Annotated in this window: 16 protein-coding genes; 9 read left to right on the forward strand and 7 right to left on the reverse strand. The window is 68.6% G+C overall.

Annotated features, from left to right (window positions below; genetic code table 11):
* Window positions 1-90: 90 nt before the first annotated feature.
* Entirely contained in the window at window positions 91-636 is a 546-nt protein-coding gene (locus BN13_RS13070; protein WP_235434042.1) for a hypothetical protein, read from the reverse strand.
* Between the two features lie 106 nt (window positions 637-742).
* Between BN13_RS13070 and BN13_RS13075 the strand changes: the two genes are divergently transcribed.
* The 3 genes from BN13_RS13075 (at window position 743) to BN13_RS13085 (ending at window position 4,513) form a co-directional block, all read left to right on the forward strand.
* Window positions 743-1,837, forward strand: a complete 1,095-nt coding sequence (locus BN13_RS13075; protein ID WP_048547531.1) for an HpcH/HpaI aldolase/citrate lyase family protein — start codon at window positions 743-745, stop codon at window positions 1,835-1,837.
* Complete coding sequence (locus BN13_RS13080; RefSeq protein WP_268806962.1) at window positions 1,834-2,694, forward strand: HpcH/HpaI aldolase/citrate lyase family protein; 861 nt, start codon at window positions 1,834-1,836, stop codon at window positions 2,692-2,694. Before BN13_RS13075 ends, BN13_RS13080 begins: the two co-directional genes overlap by 4 nt.
* 88 nt (window positions 2,695-2,782) lie before the next feature.
* On the forward strand, window positions 2,783-4,513 hold the full coding sequence (locus BN13_RS13085; protein WP_157038587.1) for an aryl-sulfate sulfotransferase: 1,731 nt from the start codon (window positions 2,783-2,785) through the stop codon (window positions 4,511-4,513).
* A 143-nt stretch (window positions 4,514-4,656) separates the two neighbouring features.
* On the opposite strand, the gene BN13_RS13090 is transcribed toward BN13_RS13085, so the two are convergent.
* Window positions 4,657-5,475, reverse strand: a complete 819-nt coding sequence (locus BN13_RS13090) for an alpha/beta hydrolase (RefSeq protein WP_048547535.1) — start codon at window positions 5,473-5,475, stop codon at window positions 4,657-4,659.
* A gap of 175 nt (window positions 5,476-5,650) precedes the next feature.
* Between BN13_RS13090 and BN13_RS13095 the strand changes: the two genes are divergently transcribed.
* Window positions 5,651-6,553 (forward strand): hypothetical protein, encoded by a 903-nt coding sequence (locus tag BN13_RS13095; protein ID WP_048547538.1) that lies wholly within the window; start codon window positions 5,651-5,653, stop codon window positions 6,551-6,553.
* The gene (locus BN13_RS13100; protein WP_048547541.1) at window positions 6,544-6,897 is read left to right on the forward strand and encodes a GntR family transcriptional regulator; all 354 of its coding nucleotides are present in this window, start codon (window positions 6,544-6,546) and stop codon (window positions 6,895-6,897) included. Before BN13_RS13095 ends, BN13_RS13100 begins: the two co-directional genes overlap by 10 nt.
* Here the strand turns inward: BN13_RS13100 and BN13_RS13105 are convergent, their stop codons facing one another.
* Together BN13_RS13105 and BN13_RS13110 are read right to left on the reverse strand one after the other, a co-directional pair.
* Window positions 6,898-7,740, reverse strand: coding sequence for a serine protein kinase RIO (locus BN13_RS13105; protein WP_048547544.1), 843 nt, complete (start codon window positions 7,738-7,740; stop codon window positions 6,898-6,900).
* Window positions 7,741-7,900: 160 nt separating this feature from the next.
* Window positions 7,901-9,781, reverse strand: coding sequence for a Na+/H+ antiporter (locus tag BN13_RS13110; protein ID WP_048547546.1), 1,881 nt, complete (start codon window positions 9,779-9,781; stop codon window positions 7,901-7,903).
* 207 nt (window positions 9,782-9,988) lie between these two features.
* On the opposite strand from BN13_RS13110, the gene BN13_RS13115 reads away from it, so the two are divergent.
* Complete coding sequence (locus tag BN13_RS13115; RefSeq protein WP_048547549.1) at window positions 9,989-11,203, forward strand: lipase family protein; 1,215 nt, start codon at window positions 9,989-9,991, stop codon at window positions 11,201-11,203.
* Window positions 11,204-11,427: 224 nt separating this feature from the next.
* Here the strand turns inward: BN13_RS13115 and BN13_RS13120 are convergent, their stop codons facing one another.
* A complete protein-coding gene (locus tag BN13_RS13120) occupies window positions 11,428-13,041 on the reverse strand; it encodes a DUF885 domain-containing protein (protein ID WP_084733965.1) in 1,614 nt (537 codons plus the stop codon).
* A 124-nt stretch (window positions 13,042-13,165) separates the two neighbouring features.
* Here BN13_RS13120 and BN13_RS13125 point away from each other — a divergent pair, with 124 nt between their 5' ends.
* Together BN13_RS13125 and BN13_RS13130 are read left to right on the forward strand one after the other, a co-directional pair.
* Window positions 13,166-13,627, forward strand: a complete 462-nt coding sequence (locus BN13_RS13125) for a hypothetical protein (RefSeq protein ID WP_157038588.1) — start codon at window positions 13,166-13,168, stop codon at window positions 13,625-13,627.
* A 77-nt stretch (window positions 13,628-13,704) separates the two neighbouring features.
* A complete protein-coding gene (locus BN13_RS13130; protein WP_084733749.1) occupies window positions 13,705-14,352 on the forward strand; it encodes an MOSC domain-containing protein in 648 nt (215 codons plus the stop codon).
* A gap of 3 nt (window positions 14,353-14,355) precedes the next feature.
* Here BN13_RS13130 and BN13_RS13135 read toward each other — a convergent pair whose 3' ends face one another.
* Together BN13_RS13135 and BN13_RS13140 are read right to left on the reverse strand one after the other, a co-directional pair.
* A complete protein-coding gene (locus BN13_RS13135; RefSeq protein ID WP_048547559.1) occupies window positions 14,356-14,604 on the reverse strand; it encodes an acyl-CoA carboxylase epsilon subunit in 249 nt (82 codons plus the stop codon).
* Window positions 14,604-16,208, reverse strand: a complete 1,605-nt coding sequence (locus BN13_RS13140) for an acyl-CoA carboxylase subunit beta (protein ID WP_048547561.1) — start codon at window positions 16,206-16,208, stop codon at window positions 14,604-14,606. The genes BN13_RS13135 and BN13_RS13140 overlap by 1 nt, the downstream gene beginning before the upstream one ends.
* Before the next feature lie 24 nt (window positions 16,209-16,232).
* Between BN13_RS13140 and BN13_RS13145 the strand changes: the two genes are divergently transcribed.
* Window positions 16,233-16,746, forward strand: a 514-nt coding sequence (locus BN13_RS13145; protein ID WP_084733750.1) for a biotin--[acetyl-CoA-carboxylase] ligase, incomplete at its 3' end; no start/stop codon positions are given.

A 16,746-nucleotide genomic window follows, 5' to 3' on the forward strand; every position in this document is an offset into this window, starting at 1 on the left:
CGCGCCAGGTTATTGCGTCCGCTTCAGGGTTTTCCCGGGGCCGAAGGGCGAGGCGGCTCGGCGGTAGCGCGTCGGCGGTGGCGGGTCGGTCTAGTTGGCGGACGTGCGGCGATTCCGGCGGGCCTGGGCCCGGCCGCGGACGTGGAACGGGCGCCACCCGTCCGTCGTGCCCCGGCCGGGTTCGATGACCTCGGAACCGGAGCCCGCGGCATACTCCCCAGGGGATTGCAGGGGAAGGGCGAACGGACGCAACTGATAGATCGTCCCGCTCGCCGCCCACCGGGCCAGCAGATCGTCGGTGGCGTTCAGCCGCTCGGCGGCGAGCGCGGCGCCCGCGTCCGCCCAGCCCGGCTCCTGCGGATCGAGCTCGCGGACCCGCGCCCGAACCTCCAGCAGCCGCCCGCCGGAATCCTTGCTGCGCAACAGAATCCGAGCCTCCTCGCCTAGCGCGGGGAGGTTCTGCTCGCCCGGGCCGGTGACGACGAGCACCGCGCCGTCGAGGGTCACGAACCAGGCCGCGCGGGCCCCGTCGCCGCCATCGATCCAGCAGACCGACGACTTGGCGAGCGCCTCGGTGAGCAGCGCCGACAGGTTGATCGGCTCCGGACTGGGCGCCGGTGCGACGGGCTCGCTCATGATCGCCACTGTGTCACAGGTCGTCGCCACGGCGCGTCGGCACTGTGTCCTACGTCCCGTCTCTGAGGGATGTATGCCGCGTCCCGCCGCTGCTAGCTTGCCAAGCATGCGTAGCGCCAAAGATTTCTTCACCCCGCTCGCCGTCGGGGCCCCGGCTCCGGTTCGCGAGGTGCCCGCCCGGCCGAGCCGGATGATCCACTTCTTCGACCCGAGCAACGAGAAGATGGCGGCCAAGATCCCGGCGATGGTCGGTACCGTGGACGTGCTCCTCGGCAACCTCGAAGACGCCGTCAAGGCCGACAACAAGGAAGCGGCCCGACTCGGCTTGGTCGCCATCGCGAAGGCCACCGACTTCGGCGACGCGACGCAGCTGTGGACCCGAGTCAACAGCCTTGACAGCCCGTGGGTGCTCGACGACTTCACCACTCTGGTCACCGAGATCGGCGACAAGCTCGACGTGATCATGGTCCCGAAAGTCCAAGGGCCAGAAGACATTCACTATGTCGACCGGCTCCTCGCCCAGTTGGAGGCCCGCGCGGGTCTCACCCGGCCGATCCTCGTGCACGCCATCTTGGAGACAGCCCGCGGGGTGGCCAATGTCGAGGCCATCGCGGGCGCCTCGCCCCGCATGCAAGGCATCTCGCTCGGCCCCGCCGATCTCGCCGCGGACCGCCGGATGAAGACGACTCGTGTCGGCGGCGGCCACCCCGGCTATCTCGTGCGCGAAGACCCGGGCATCGAGGGCATCAACGGCCCGCGCGGCACCTTCCAGCAGGACCTGTGGCACTACACGATCGCCCGGATGGTCGACGCGTGCGCGATGCACGGGATCTTCCCGTTCTATGGCCCCTTCGGTGACATCAAGGATGTCGTCGCGTGCGAGGACCAGTTCCGCAATGCCTTCCTGCTCGGCTGCGTCGGCGCCTGGTCGCTGCACCCGGCGCAGATCGCGATCGCCAAGAAGGTCTTCAGCCCGTCCGCTGCCGATGTCGCGCATGCCCGTCGGGTTAAGGCCGCGATGGGAGACGGCACGGGCGCGGTGATGCTCGACGGCAAGATGGAGGACGACGCCTCGCTCAAGCAGTGCCTGGTCATCCTCGCGCTTGCCGAGCAACTCTCCGCCTCCGATCCCGAGTTGGCCTCGTTGTACGCCGAGGCTCCGGCGGGCCCGGACGGGGCGAGCGCGGGGGTGTCGGCGTGAGCGCGGCATACCGTCCTCGTCGGTCGGTCCTCTATATGCCCGGCTCGAATGAGCGGGCGCTGGAGAAGGCCAAGACGATCCCATGTGACGGGCTGATCCTCGACCTGGAGGACGCGGTCGCCCCCGACGCGAAACCCCGCGCCCGCGAGAATGTCTGTGCCGCAGCGGGTTCGGGGGAGTATGGCCGTCGAGAGCTCACGATCCGCGTCAACGGCATCGGGACCCAGTGGCATGACGCCGACCTCGAAGCCGCCTGCGCCGCCAGCCCCGACGGCATCGTGGTGCCGAAGGTCAACACCCCCAAGGAGGTTCGTCGCCTGGCCGCTGCCTTGGAGCGGTATGGCGCGCCCGACCGCACTCGCCTCTGGGCCATGATCGAGACGCCCGAGGCGATCCTCAAGGCGGACAAGATCGCCCGGGCCGATGAGCGTCTGGCGTGTTTCGTCATCGGTACCAATGACCTGGTCAAGGAGTTGCAGGCCCAGCACGTGCCCGGGCGGGCCCCGCTCCTGCCCGCCCTGGCCCAGACGCTACTCGCGGCCCGGCGCGCCGGTATCGCGATCCTGGATGGGGTCTATAACAACGTCCAGGACGTGGATGGCTTCGCCGCCGAGTGCCAGCAAGGTCGCGAGTTCGGCTTCGACGGCAAAACGCTGATCCACCCCGGCCAAGTCGAGCCGTGCAATGCGGCCTTCTCGCCGAGCGTGGCTGAGGTCGAGGAGGCCGAGGGCATCGTGGCGGCCTGGCGCGACGGCCAGGGCTCGGGGGTCGTGACCGTCAACGGCAAGATGATCGAGCGCCTGCATGTCGATATCGCCGAGCGGGTTCTGGCCATCCACGCCGCTGTCGCCAACTAATTGCAACTGGATGCACAAAGGGTCTTGCGCTGTGGCTGTGAGCCGCTAGCGTACCCATCGGTAAGAACCTCCTAACGGGAAGCACAACATGGGTCGCAAGCGCTCGCACATTGCCGTCGGAATGCTCACCGTCGGAATCGTCGGACTAACGGGTGCAGTACCCGCCTTGGGGGTAGGGCATCCCGCGGCGGTCACCAAGGCGGCGCCCATTCATACGCTGTCGGTGGAGGGGATTGGCTTGGGGATGTATCCCACCTTCAACGCCGGGCTTGAGCGGTATGCCGTGACCAACACCGATGATTCGGACGGCACCATCAGCATCCTCGCCGCGACCTCGGATCTGACCGGGTCGGTCTGGATCAACGGACGTCGGGCGCTCGGCCCGGCCACCACGCTCACCGGCCTGAAGGCCGGCGATGAGATCAGTGTGATCTTCAAAGACTCCGGAGGCATCAAGCGGCACTCGCTCTACTACCTGCCGCTCGGCTTCCCCACGTTGGAGACGCCGACGTATACGCCCGGCCTGCAACCCCAGCACATCTTCTTGACGCCATCCAAGTGGCTCTTCTTTGCTCGGCAATTCGAGGCGGCCGTGGACCGCCAAGGCGTGCCGATCTGGACGTCCGGCCCGACGGCAAGCGCCTCGACGGACTTCAAGCGCCAACCGAACGGCCGCTACACCGTGCTGCGCCCGACCACGACACCCGGCCGCACCGGCAGCATGCTGGTGGAGATGAACCCGTCATTCCAGGTGCGCCGGACCTGGGAGACCATTGGCCTGACCAACACCGACCTGCAGAGCGGGACGATTCTCGACAACGGCAACGCGGTCCTGGTCTCCTACGAAAAGAACGCGGCCACGGGCCTGACGGACGGCATCGTCCAGGAGCAGACGCCGGCGGGGAAGGTGGTCGTCCAGTGGAACACCTCCGCGCTCGCCGGGCAGACGATGCTTGATTCCTCGTGGGACGACTACGCGCACGTGGATTCGGTCCAGCGCAGCCGCGACGGCAAGGACTTCATCGTCACGCTGCGTCACCTGAGTTCGGTGGTGCGGGTCGCCCGCGTGGCCCACGACGGCTTCAAGGTCGGGGACATCGTCTGGCAGCTCGGCGGCCGCCAGAGCGACTTCACGTTCGTCGGCGACCCCTACCCGGCCGGGCCGTGCGCGGCGTCGGAGGCCACCGAATTGCCGAGCGGCAACATCCTGATCTATGACACCGGCAGCATGGTCGAGCCCACCTCGCCCACCATGTGCGTCAACCCGGCCGACCCGATGGGCCCGGCGGTCGAGCGGCCCTTCACCCGAGTGACCGAATATGCCCTGAACCGCCGCTCCGGTAAGGCAACCCTGGTCTGGTCCTACCAGACGGGTCAGTATGGCCGCTTCGGCGGCTCCGCCCAGCGCCTCGCCAACGGCAATGTGCTGATCGGCTGGTCGTGGGGAGAGGAGCAGATCGTCGAGGAGGTCAACCGGGCCGGTCACATCGTCTGGTCGCTGCGCGACCGGGATGCCGTGCCGGAGGGCTACGTCAGCTTCCGCGCCCGCGCCTTCACGGCACCGGATCGCATCAAGCCGGTCGTCAACATCGCCGTTCCAGCGAAGGGGGCCCGGCTCATTCTGGGCACCCGGGTCCCGTCGGACTTCAGCTGCACGGATAAGGGCGGCTCGTCCTTGGCGATGTGTGGCGCCGACGGCCAGTGGGGCCGTCCGGTGAACACCGCCACCCTCGGGCCGAAGACCTATTCGGTCACGGCCAAGGATGGCGCCGGCAACCTGAAGACGATGACGGTCAGCTACACGGTCGTTCGCTCCTAGGGCACCCCACGAAGTTCTCCGCTCGTACCTCGCTCCGATACTTCGCGGGCACTCCGTCCACGACTTTCGTAGCACGGCCCAGTTAGGTCAGACGGTTCGACACCTGGAGGTGACGGAATGTCTGACTAATTGGCGGGATTGGGCTACGGGCGAGCCAGGCTAGTGAGCCACTCGAGTTGCCGCCCGGCGTGGGCGTGCCAGTAGTCGCCGGTGTGCCCGCCCGCGTCGAAGTTGGTGACCGCGTGCGGCAGCTTGTCGGCAAAGGCGCGATTGGCGTCGATGAAGGAATCCGAGGTCCCGCAATCAAGGCGCATCGGAATCCGGGACAACACCTCGGTGCGGGTGAAGACGTCGTGCGCGAGGAAGTCCTCGCGATCGTCGAAGGCGCCGGCAGCACTCATACCTGGATCGGTCCACAGCGCCGCACTGGTCGGCACGATGCCGAGGACCTTCTCGGGCCCGAGTTGCGAGGCGAGCAGCAGGGAGCCATAGCCGCCCATTGAGAACCCGAGGAATGACACCGGCATGCTCTCGGGTATGCCCGTGAGCTTGCGGGCCGCCGGGATGAAGTCGTCCAGGACCATGGCACCCGGGTCCAGGGCGGGGTGCTGGTTCTTCCCGGTAGACACCGCGCGCCGCGCGTGCCAATAGTAGTTGCCGCCGCTGATCGCCGCGATGGCGAGTCCGGTGCGCTTGACGTGATCGGCCAGGCCGAGCAACTCCATCATGTGCGGACCGTTCGAGCCGTAGCCGTGCAAGGCGATGATGAGCCCGGTGGGGGCGTCCTTCTCGGGGGTGGCCACGGCATACGAACTCGACCCGGGGACGTGACGTGACCTCAGGGAGCCGTCGATTCGGCGAACCCCGGTGGGTGCCTCGCTCGCGGTGCCGCGACAACCGGCCATGGTCGGGGTGATGCCGGCGGCGGCCAGCCCGAGCAGGGCCTGTCGACGGGTGGGCATCGCGCGCCTCCAGGGTCGAGGGGGTGTGGGGTGTCGGTCGGTGGGGTGCCCTGGAAGGGTACGTGGTCCGCCCGTGGCCGCCTCGAAGGCGGGTATGGCGAGCCCCTTGCGCCGTGTCCCGCGTGGAAGTAGCGTTTGTAGTGCTACAAATAGGTACAAAGCAGAGGGGTAAGCGATGCACGAGATCGTTCCGTCGGCAGTCGAGTTCACGTTGCCAGACATGCTTGGCCGGTTCCTGATTGTTCTGGTCTCGTTCGTCCCTATCACGGCCGTGGTGTGGGCGCGTCGGGCGGAGGCGGCGCGCTTGGAGTTCGCCCGGCTGGCACGGATCGCGGAGCTGCCCGTTGAGGGCAACGACATCCCGGCCGTCCGTCGTCGGATCGTCACCCGGCAAACCGGCCGCGCCATCGGCATGGCGGTCGCCATGATCGTGGTCGCCGTCATCCTGATCGCGAGTGAGACGCCGGCCGGTTATGTCGCCCTGCTGGCTGCTCTTGGCGCCAGCGTCGGGTCGGGCTTTGGCCACGTGCGCCCCATGGACGTGGCACCCGGACCGCGGGCCGCGGGGCTGCGTCGCCGCGAACTGGCCGACTACCTGACACCGATCGAGGTCTTCTTGGCGCGATGGGTGATCGTGCTCCCCGTCGTCGCGGCGGTCATCGTCGGCGTCGGATGGGCCGAGTGGGGCTTGGGTCGCCGACCGGCGCTGATTTCTCTGGCCGTGTTGGCTGCCATCACTGCCATGGGGTACGTCGTTCGTCAGGCCCTCCGGCGGCTCGTGGAGACGCCGGTGACATTGGCGACGCCGACCGGGCGCCGGTGGGAGGAGATCCTGCGGGCAGTTGTGCTGCGGGATGTGGCTGCCTCGGGCGTGACCTTCGTGGCGGGCGGCCCGCTCTTCGTCCTGATCGCGCTCAAGCGCGACTTCGCCGAACTGCCCGTCGTTTTTCCCGTCGTCGCCGCGTTCGGTGTGCTCGCCGGGGTGGCCATTCTCGTGGTTCTGGGGGCGACCGTGACGGACTCGCACTTTGTGTGGGCGCGAGGCCACGCGGATGTCGAGGGTGGGGCATGCGTCTGAGCGTCGACCCGGGACTTGCGGTCGCGGCATACGAGCAGATCGTTGCCCAGATTCGGGACGCCGTGGACCGGGGGGAGTTGGCGACGGGGACGAAGCTCCCCACGGTTCGCCAGCTTGCCGGCGACCTGGGCCTGGCGACCAATACCGTCGCGCGCGCCTACCGCGAGTTGGAGTCGACGGGCGTCGTGACGACGAATCGGCGCAACGGGACCGTGGTCAGTGCGGCTCCGGCGGCGGCGCCCAACCCGGAGGTCGAGGCCGCCGCCGTGCTTTTCGTGCACGCCGCCCGGCGAGGCGGTTTGGATCTGACACGCGCGCTGGGAGTCATCCGGGAGAGTTGGTGATCACCAGCGCGACGTCGCCGCGGCCACCAGATCCCCGAAAAGCGCCTCCTCGTCGGTGAGGTGACCCTTCCCGGCGAACCACGACACGACGTTGTGGACGTCGCGGCGCAGGAAATCGAAGCCCTGGGGGTTGCCGATGATGTCCACGATCTGAGGCCAGTCGATGATCACCGCCCGGCCCTCGTGAACGAGGATGTTGTATGCCGAGAGGTCGCCGTGCGCCCAGCCGTGCAGTGCCAGCCGGGTCATCGCATCGCGCACCTGATCGAAGAGGCCGGGGAGGTCCGGCGGCTCCAATCGGGCGGCGGCGAGCCGAGGAGCGGCGACACCCTCGGCGCCGATGAACTCCATCAGCATCTCGGTGCCATCGAGTTGCACGGGATACGGCACCGGGAGGCCGAGGGCCCAGAGGTGCTTGAGTGCCTCGAACTCCGCCATCGACCATTGGCCCGCGAGAACCTCCTTGCCGAAGGCGGTCCGCCGAGCCATGGCACGGTTCTCGCGGGAGCGGCGCACGCGCCGTCCCTCGACGTAGCCGGCGTCGCGGTGGAACAGCCGATGGTCGGCCTTGCGGAACCGCTTGGCCGCCATGAAGCTGTCCAACTCCGGGGTGGTGGTGCCGTCCGGCACCCAGCGGCGCACGACGTGGACGTCCGCCTCCTTGCCGGTTTTCAGGACGCCGAGGTCGGCCTCGACAGCGCCGAGGGCGGTGATGACCCAGTCGGGTCGCGGCTTGGGACCGTGGGTTGCGCCGTCCCAGGAGGACCAGCGCTCGCCCTCTGGTGGGGCGTCGGGATAACTATCGACTGCGAAGGACGGTGCGTCCTGACGCGGGTTGAGCATTGTGAATCTCCATCACGAGGAAGTGTGCGGGGCGGGGCATGACGAGGCCCAAAACAGCCATGGGAACCCCTCCTTCGCTCGTGCGGACGATGATGTCTCGACCAGGGTGGCGGATAACGGGCGCGGGTGCAACCCAATTAATGGGCGCGGTCGATCTTCGTCAGCCCAGCGCCTCGTCGACGAAGCACCACCGCCACGCCTCGCCCGGCTCCAAGGAGCGCATCACGGGGTGGCCGCTCTCGTGGAAGTGCGCGGTGGCGTGCTTGCCGGGGGAGGAGTCGCAGCAGCCGACCTGGCCGCACTCGGTGCACAACCGCAAATGAACCCAGGTCATCCCGCGCGCGAGGCATTCGTGGCAGCCCTCGGGGCTGTCCGGGACCACACAGCGCGGCTCCGCGGACAGGTGCGCGCACGCGGCGGCGACCTGATCGGGGGCCCGCAGGGGCGTCTCGCGGACCCGATCGGCGCGATGCGAGGTCACCGTGAGCACGGCTTCCTCGGCATCCATGCCATCGAGGACCTGACCAAGGACATGCTGATCGACCTCGCCGGCCGCCCGGATCTTCAGCAGTTCCGCGCGTTCCGCGCCGATCATCTGCAGACGCAGCCGTCGGTAGGCCTCGCTCGGGGTCTCGCTCCCGGCATCGCCGAGTTGCTCCCAGATGCGGTTGACGCGGGCTGTCGACTGCTCCTTGATCGTCGCCAGGGCCGTCGGATCGGCGTTGGCATCGGACTCGATCGCGCGCAGACCGGCGCCGACGGCCGAGGCGACCACGGTGGCCGCGACGAGCGCGTCTTCGCGGGGGTCGGGGCCGCGCACATCCAGCGCGCGGGCCAGGGCGGGCAGCGTGAACCCTTGCAGCAGCAGGGTTCCCACGGTCACGATCAGCGCGATGAGCACCAGGACCGGCCGCAGTGGGGTGTCTTCGGGCAAGGTAAGGGCCGCCGCGAGGGTGACCACACCCCGCATACCGGCCCAGGAACCGACCGCGGACATCTTGGCGGCTTCGGCCGCTGACGTGGGCTGGCGTCGATTGGCCACCAGGGTGAAGGGGAAGATCCAGATCGGGCGGGCGATCAGGCATACGGCGAGAACGGCGAGTCCTACGGCAACGCCGCGCCCGAGCGTCAGGTCGCTGTCCTCGACGCGGGCGATGATCGTCTTCATCTGCAGGCCGATGAGCAAGAAGACGGCGTTCTCAAGGAGGAAGGTGATGCTCGCCCAGTTGATCCGTTCGGACAGCCGCGAGGAGGCGCTCTGCAGGACGGGGGCCTTGTGCGCCAACAGCAAGCCGGCGGTGACGACGGCGAGGACGCCGGAGCCGTGGACCTTCTCGGCGGGGACGTAGGCGAGGAAGGGCACCGCGAATGACAGCGCCGTGTCGGCGGCGGTCTCGGTCAGGTGGCGGCGCACGACGCCCACGGCGACGAAAACGAGCCAGCCGACAATGAGCCCGCCGGCAACGGCGCGAGCGAAGTCGAGGACGACGCTGAGCGTGGTGACGTCACCGGCGTGACCCGCGCCGTGGGCGGCCAGACCCGCGGCCGCGACAGCCGTGCGCAGGGACACCAGGGCGGTGGCGTCGTTGAGCAGGGACTCGCCTTCCAGAACCGTAGTTGTGCGCCGGGGTAGACCGATGCGGCGAGCCACTGCGGTCGTCGCGACGGCGTCGGGTGGCGCGACGATGGCGCCGAGCGCGAAGGCCACGGCAAAGCTGATCGGCAACAACCAACTCGCGACGAGGGCGACGCCAAGAGCGGTGAAGAGCACCAGGCCGACGGAGAGCCCGAGGATCGGGGTGAGCAGCTTGCGCAGGTCGATGAGCGAGGTATTCAGGGCCGCGGCATATAGCAGTGGTGGGAGAAGCCCGAACAGCACCACCTCCGGCGACATCTCGATGGTCGGCAGGCCGGGGACATAGGACGCCGCCACCCCCACCCCGAGCAGCGCCAAGGGAGCGGGGAGCCCCAGCGGCTCACACAACCTCCCCACGAGAATGACGGTGGCGGCGATCGCGACGAGGGTGAGGGCGAGGTCCACCCGGGGATTCTCCCCCGGACTGCGCGGTGCACGCTGCGCGCGCCAAATCTCTCCTGGTCCGACCAACCAGGCTCCGGGAGGCGTGAGGTATGGGGGTGATCGCCCTCACGTCCGGGGAGACGTCGTATGGGGAGTGGGGGCGGTAGGTTACTCGCCAGTACTTTGGCGGGGGCGCGGCGGGGCCGCGCGGCATACAAGGAGAGAAGCATGCGTCGCAGCGCTGTTGTCACAGCTCTGTCCACCCTGGGGCTCCTTGCGGGAGTGGCCGCACCGGCGACGGCGGCGGTCGAGCCGCCGCGGCCCGTGTTCTACGAGGCGCCGACGTATGTCAGTGGGGTCGCCGGCGATGTGATCCGCAGCGAGCCGATGACCTTCAAGATCGACCCCGCCGGGCTGAGCAACCTCGTGATGACGTCGGCGCGCGTGCTCTACGTCTCGACCGACCGCACGGGCGCCAAGATCGCCGTGTCCGGGACCGTGCTGGTGCCCAAGACGCCCTGGATCGGCATCGGGAAGCGCCCGGTCATCGGGTATGCCGCGGGCACCCAAGGTCTGGCCGACCGGTGCGCGCCGTCGCGGATGCAGTCGGAGGGGCTGGAATACGAGTCGCTCTTCATCAAGGGCCTCATCGAGCGTGGGTATGCCGTGGCCCTCACCGACTATCAGGGCCTCGGAACCGCCGGGGTGCACACCTACATGAACCGGGTGGCCCAGGGGCGCGCCGTATTGGACGCGGTGCGGGCCGCCCAGCGGCTGTCCGGCTCGGGCCTGTCATCGCTGAATCCCGTTGGTCTGGTTGGCTATTCGCAAGGCGGCGGCGCCTCGGCCGCGGCGGCCGAGTTGGCCGCGTCGTATGCGCCCGAGCTCAAGGTGAAGGGGGCCGTCGCTGGGGCGGTGCCGGCCGACCTCGGTGCGGTCGCCACGAACTTGGACGGCGGCCTGTATGCCGAGTTCGCCCTGTATGGCGTGCGCGGGGTGGCGGCGGGCTACGGCATCGACCTGCATCCCTACTTCAACGCGACCGGTCGCCAGGTTATGGACGAGGTCGAAGGGGAGTGCGTGACGGACCTGTTCAACCACGCATTTGTCTCGTCCAAGACCCTCACGAACGACGGTTCCTCGTTCGCCCAGATGCTGAACAGGGCGCCCTTCGCCGCCATCGTCGCCGAACAGAGGACCGGCACCATCAAGCCCGCCATGCCGGTGCTGGTGACGCACTCGGTTCTAGACGACGTGATTCCGTTCACCGTCGGCAAGACCATGGCCAAGAGCTGGTGCAGCAAGGGCGCGAATGTCTACTTCTCGCCCAACGCCACCCCCGCGCACATCGGCGGGATGCTGAACAACTCGGCCGAGCAGTACGCCTTCTTCGAGGCCCGTTTCGCCGGCCTTCCCCAGCTCTCCAACTGCTGGGCGCTGTAAGGCCCGGAAGGGTCGCATCGAGTAGGTCCTGGCCGGGGCGGCCCGCTGCGCGGACGCAATAACCTGGCGCGGACGCAATAACTATTGCGTCCGCGCCAGGTTATTGCGTCCGGGGAGAGACTCGTCGACTGAAATCCGCGCGAGCGGACCGAGCAACCGTCGAGCGAAGCGAGCTTGGTTGCTCGGAACGTCCTAGGTGGTGCGAGCGCAGCGAGCGCCGAGCCTTACACGGTCCCGAGGACGGCGGCGCGGAGGGTGTCTAGGCCGACGCCGCCGATGTCCAGGGCGCGGCGGTGGAAGTCCTTGAGGTCGAACTCGTCACCGTCACGGGCACGGGCCTCCTCGCGCAACTGCAGCCAGAGGCGTTCGCCGATCTTGTATGACGGAGCCTGGCCGGGCCAGCCCAGGTAGCGATCCAGTTCGAAGCGCAGCATCGCCTCGTCCATGTTGGCGTGGCTGGTCAGATAGGTCCACGCCTTGTCGTAATCCCACTCGCCGCCCCCCACCTCAGCCGGTGCGGGGAAGCCGCAGTGCACGCCGATGTCGATCACGACGCGGGCGGCGCGCAGCGACTGGCCGTCGAGCCAGCCCATCCGGTTGCCCGGCTCGGCGAAGTAGCCGAGTTCGTCCATGAGTCGCTCGGCATACAACGCCCAGCCCTCGCCGTGGCCGGAGGTCCACGCCGACAGCCGGCGCCACTTGTTCAGCGTCTCCTTGCGATACACCGTCTGTGCGACCTGCAGGTGATGCCCGGGGACGCCCTCGTGATAGACGGTCGTCAACTCACGCCACGTCAAGAACTCGGTCACGCCCTTCGGCACCGACCACCACATCCGGCCCGGTCGCGAGAAGTCGTCGCTCGGCCCGGTGTAATAGATCCCGCCCGTCTGCGTCGGGGCGATCATCCCCTCTAGGACCCGCACCGGGCCCGGGATGTCGAAGTGCGTGTCCGCCAACTCCGCGATCGCCTCATCGCCGCGCGCCTGCATCCACTCGCGCAGCGCGTCGACGCCGTCGAGCCGGAAGCGCGCGTCGGTGTCCAGATAGGCGATCGCCTCGGCCGGTGTTGATCCCGGCATGATCTGCTCGGCGACCTCGGCCCGCAGGGCCTCGATCCGGGCCAGCTCCTCCTGCCCCCACCGGTAGGTCTCTTCCAGGTCCACCGTCGACCCGAGGAAGTAGCGGGAGAACAGCGAATAGCGTTCGCGCCCAACGGCATCCGCCTCCGTCGCCGTCGGCAGCACCTGCTCACGCAAGCGTGTTGCTAGATCGACGTATGCCGCGGCCGCCTCCCGAATCCCCTCCTCCATCTCGACGCGCAACTCGGGCGACATCTCCGTCGCCGACATGGTGTCCACGAGTCCGGCGAAGTAGCCGTCGTCGCTGGTGAACTGCTCGCACTGCGCGATGCAGGCCAGCACCTGGCGACGCGCCGGCACCAAACCCTTCGCCGCAGCGGCAGCCAAGCTTTCGGTCCACTGCTCTAGCGCCGGCGCCACCTTGGTGAGGCGCACGGCAAAGACCGTGCGGCTCACGTCATCGGAGGTGTCCATCAGATCGAACACACTGCGAATGCTCTGCATCGGCGAGGCCAGGACGTTGCAATCGAGTTCGTCGAGCCCGGCCGCATAGATCTCTTCGGCGAGGCCGAGGCGTTCGCGCATCGCCGCGAGGGTGACGCGGTCGATGTCGTCGACCGGGGTCGCGGCGGCGAGGGCCGCGAGAGTCTCCTGACGGAGGGCGGCGCGCGCGGCATACCCGGCGGGGGAGAAGTCGTCCAAGAGATGGTCGTGACCCGGCTCGCCCTGGTGAGTGGCGTCGATCGGGGAGAGGGCCATGGACCGGTGGAAGTAGTCCTCGGCGATGGCGTCGACAGGGCTGGGTGTGCGTTGGGTCACGGAGAGCGACGTTACCCGACCAACTCCGGGTCAACGGGGGTGATTGCTCGCCTACCCTGACGCCATGCCAGCACCGGGTCAGCCGACGTCTCCGCAGGAGGCCGCGGACACCGCAGTGCGCATTCGGCGGGCCGGGTGGGTGCTCGCCATCGGTGCCGCGGTCCTGATTCCGTGGACGGCTTATCTCGCCTGGGAACTTCCGGAGCGCAGCGTGGCGGTGAACTACGACCTCGCGTGGGGCGGGTTCGACGTCGGGTTGATCATCCTGCTCGCGATGGGGGCGTGGGCGGCCCTCCGGGCCAATCGGTGGCTTCCGGCGTTGGCCGCGGCCACGGCGACGATGCTGGTCATTGACGCGTGGTTCGACGTCGTGACCTCGCGCGGGGGCGAGTTGTGGACCGCCGTCATCATGGCCGTTCTCGTCGAACTGCCGGTCGCCATCGCCTGCCTGCGGCTGTCCGTGCACACCCAAGGGCTCGTGCTGTGGCGGGCGGCGCGGCACGGCCGGCTGGGCCATCGTCACTGAGCTGAGCCGAGCTGAGCTGAGACGAGACGAGCCGAGCGGGACGGCGCTGGGGGAGCTCGCGGCATACGGTATGGGGCATGCCCGCCCACATCTTGTCCACGAATGTCGGCGCGCCCCGCCCCAACGCCGGCAACCCCACGGTCACCGGCATCGCCAAGCAGCCGGTGGATCGCATAGAGGTGTCCGCCCCCCGCTCCCGCAAGGGGCCGAGCGGTGTCGCCGGCGACTTCATCGGCAATCGGCGCCACCACGGGGGCGCGGACCAGGCGGTGTATGCGTTCGCCCGCGAGGAACTCGACTGGTGGGCAACGGAATTGGGAATCGACTTGCCCGGCGGCCACTTCGGGGAGAACCTCACCACGACCGGCGTTGATGTCGACGCCGCCGTGATCGGCGAGATCTGGGAGGTGGGCTCCGCGGTCCTGCAGGTGACCGGCCCACGCATCCCGTGCAGCACGTTCTCGACGCACATGCAGCAACCGCGGTGGGTCAAACGCTTCGCCGAACGCGGCCGGACGGGCGCCTATTTCGCCGTCCTCGAACCTGGCAGCATCGCCGGCGGCGACAAGATCACCGTCCGCGACGTGCCCGCCCACGGGGTCACCGTCCCGATGAGTTTCCGCGCGTGGATGGGCGACCGCGACGAGGCGAGGCGGATCCTCGACCTCGACGCGGGCTCGGCGCAGCTTCGCGAGGAACTCGCCGAGCGACTCACGCGCAGCTAGGGGTCAGCCGCGGCGGGCGGAGGCGCGCCAGCCGCCGGGGCCGGAGTGGGCGGGCGCGTGCACGGCAGCGGCGTAGTCCACCCATCCCGGCGTATGCCGAATCCCGCCCCCCGCGGAATCGTCCCCGCCCGCGGCGCTCAATACCGCGACGAGCGCGGCCAACTCCTCGGCGGAGGGGTTGCCGCGCACAATCCGCAACGCGGGCACCGTCGAGCCTGAATTGGGGGTCGAGCCTGAATCGGGGGAAGACATCACAGCGGGATGTTTCCATGCTTCTTCGGCGGCAGGCTCTCGCGCTTGTTGCGCAGGGCCCGCAGCGCCCGGGTGACATTCATCCGGGTGTTGGACGGCGAGATGACCGTGTCGATGTAGCCGCGCTCGGCCGCGACGTAGGGATTCGCCAGCGTGTCCTCGTAGTCCGTCACGAACTGCGCCCGCAGCGCGGTCACGTCCTCGCCGGCCGCCTGCGCGGCGCCCAACTCCTTGCGATAGAGGATGTTCACCGCGCCCTGCGCCCCCATCACCGCGATCTGCCCGGTCGGCCAGGCCAGGTTGATGTCGGCGCCGAGGTGCTTGGACCCCATCACGTCGTAGGCACCGCCATACGCCTTGCGGGTGATGACGGTGACCTTGGGGACGGTGGCCTCGGCATACGCATAAATCAGCTTCGCGCCGCGCCGGATGATGCCATTCCACTCCTGCGACGTGCCGGGCAGGAAGCCGGGGACGTCGACCAGGGTGAGGATCGGGACGTTGAAGGCGTCGCAGGTCCGCACGAAGCGAGCGGCCTTCTCGGAGGCGTCGATGTCGAGGGTGCCCGCGAACTGCATCGGCTGGTTGGCCACGATCCCGACGCTGCGGCCGTCGATGCGTGCGTAGCCGATCAGGATGTTGGGCGCGAACAGCGCCTGGACCTCCAAGAACTCCCCGTCGTCGACGAGGTGCTCGATGATCGTCTTCATGTCATACGGCTGGTTGGCCGAGTCGGGGATGATCGTGTCGAGTTCGAGGTCCAAGTCTGTGACCGTCAGGTCGTTCTCGATCTCATAACCCGGGGGCTCGTCCAGGTTGTTGGACGGCAGATAGGACAGCAGCGCCTTCACGTAGTCGATGGCGTCGGTCTCGTCGGTGCCGAGGTAGTGCGCATTGCCCGACTTGGTGTTGTGCGTCCGCGCGCCGCCGAGCTCCTCGAAGCCCACCTCCTCACCGGTCACCGTCTTGATGACGTCCGGGCCGGTGATGAACATGTGCGACGTCTGGTCGACCATGACGGTGAAGTCGGTGATCGCCGGCGAGTAGACGGCGCCGCCCGCGCACGGGCCCATGATCAGCGAGATCTGCGGGATGACCCCCGAGGCGCGGACATTGCGGAGGAAGATCTCGCCATACAGCCCGAGGGAGACGACGCCCTCCTGGATGCGCGCGCCGCCGGAGTCGTTGAGCCCGACCACCGGGCAGCCGATCTTCATGGCGAAGTCCATGACCTTGACGATTTTCTCGCCGAAGACCTCACCCAGCGACCCGCCGAAGACGGTGAAATCCTGCGCGAAGACCGCCACCGTGCGTCCGTCCACCTGGCCGTAGCCGGTGACGACGCCATCGCCATACGGCCGGTGGTTCTCTTGGCCGAAGGCGTTGCTGCGGTGCCGGGCGTACTTGTCCATCTCGATGAACGTGCCCTCGTCGAGCAGCAGTGCGATCCGCTCGCGGGCGGTCATCTTGCCCTTGGCGTGCTGCTTCTCCACGGCCCGCGCCGACCCGGCATTGGCCACCTCGGCGACGCGACGCTTCAGGTCGGCCAACTTGCCTTTGGTGGTGTGGAGGTCGATATCCGGCGGCGCTGCATCGGCGGTCATGTGCCCGAGCCTAGCCTTCACCGTATGCGTGCTCCGCTCGACTCCGCCCTCATCCGGCCCTGGCTGCCCGAGACCTTGATCACGGATGTGGTGGTGTGGCCGGAGACCGACTCGACCAACCTCCGCGCCCGCGAGGCGGGGCGGACCGGGACGGCGATCATCACCGACCTACAGACGGGTGGGCGGGGCCGGCTCGGCCGTCCCTGGACGGAGGTGCCGTATGCCGGGATCGCCGCGAGCGTCGTCCTCCCGGCTCCCGCTGATCCGGCCGCCGTGGGCTGGGTGCCGCTCGCCACGGGTCTGGCCATGCGGGCGGCGGTTGCGGACGCCTGCGGCCTGGAACTCGACCTCAAGTGGCCCAATGACCTGCTCGTCCGCGGCGATGGCCGCAAGCTCGCCGGCATCCTGTGCGAGTTCGTGGCCGGGCCGGACCCCTCGACGGGCGACATCGTCGTGGGCACCGGGCTCAACGTTCACCACACTACCGCGGAGCTACCCGTGCCGACCGCGACCTCGCTGGCCCTCGCCCTCGGCGGGG

Origin of the sequence: Nostocoides jenkinsii Ben 74 (assembly GCF_001046875.1) — a bacterium.
Lineage (GTDB): Bacteria > Actinomycetota > Actinomycetes > Actinomycetales > Dermatophilaceae > Nostocoides_A > Nostocoides_A jenkinsii.

What these genes read in the sequence shown, in the direction of transcription:
- BN13_RS13070 (WP_235434042.1), bottom strand. Translation starts at nt 636, where the DNA reads ATGAGCGAGCCCGTCGCACCGGCGCCCAGTCCGGAGCCGATCAACCTG.
- BN13_RS13075 (WP_048547531.1), top strand. Translation starts at nt 743, where the DNA reads ATGCGTAGCGCCAAAGATTTCTTCACCCCGCTCGCCGTCGGGGCCCCG.
- BN13_RS13085 (WP_157038587.1), top strand. Translation starts at nt 2,783, where the DNA reads ATGGGTCGCAAGCGCTCGCACATTGCCGTCGGAATGCTCACCGTCGGA.
- BN13_RS13090 (WP_048547535.1), bottom strand. Translation starts at nt 5,475, where the DNA reads ATGCCCACCCGTCGACAGGCCCTGCTCGGGCTGGCCGCCGCCGGCATC.
- BN13_RS13095 (WP_048547538.1), top strand. Translation starts at nt 5,651, where the DNA reads ATGCACGAGATCGTTCCGTCGGCAGTCGAGTTCACGTTGCCAGACATG.
- BN13_RS13100 (WP_048547541.1), top strand. Translation starts at nt 6,544, where the DNA reads ATGCGTCTGAGCGTCGACCCGGGACTTGCGGTCGCGGCATACGAGCAG.
- BN13_RS13105 (WP_048547544.1), bottom strand. Translation starts at nt 7,740, where the DNA reads ATGCTCAACCCGCGTCAGGACGCACCGTCCTTCGCAGTCGATAGTTAT.
- BN13_RS13115 (WP_048547549.1), top strand. Translation starts at nt 9,989, where the DNA reads ATGCGTCGCAGCGCTGTTGTCACAGCTCTGTCCACCCTGGGGCTCCTT.
- BN13_RS13120 (WP_084733965.1), bottom strand. Translation starts at nt 13,041, where the DNA reads ATGGCCCTCTCCCCGATCGACGCCACTCACCAGGGCGAGCCGGGTCAC.
- BN13_RS13125 (WP_157038588.1), top strand. Translation starts at nt 13,166, where the DNA reads ATGCCAGCACCGGGTCAGCCGACGTCTCCGCAGGAGGCCGCGGACACC.
- BN13_RS13130 (WP_084733749.1), top strand. Translation starts at nt 13,705, where the DNA reads ATGCCCGCCCACATCTTGTCCACGAATGTCGGCGCGCCCCGCCCCAAC.
- BN13_RS13135 (WP_048547559.1), bottom strand. Translation starts at nt 14,604, where the DNA reads ATGTCTTCCCCCGATTCAGGCTCGACCCCCAATTCAGGCTCGACGGTG.
- BN13_RS13140 (WP_048547561.1), bottom strand. Translation starts at nt 16,208, where the DNA reads ATGACCGCCGATGCAGCGCCGCCGGATATCGACCTCCACACCACCAAA.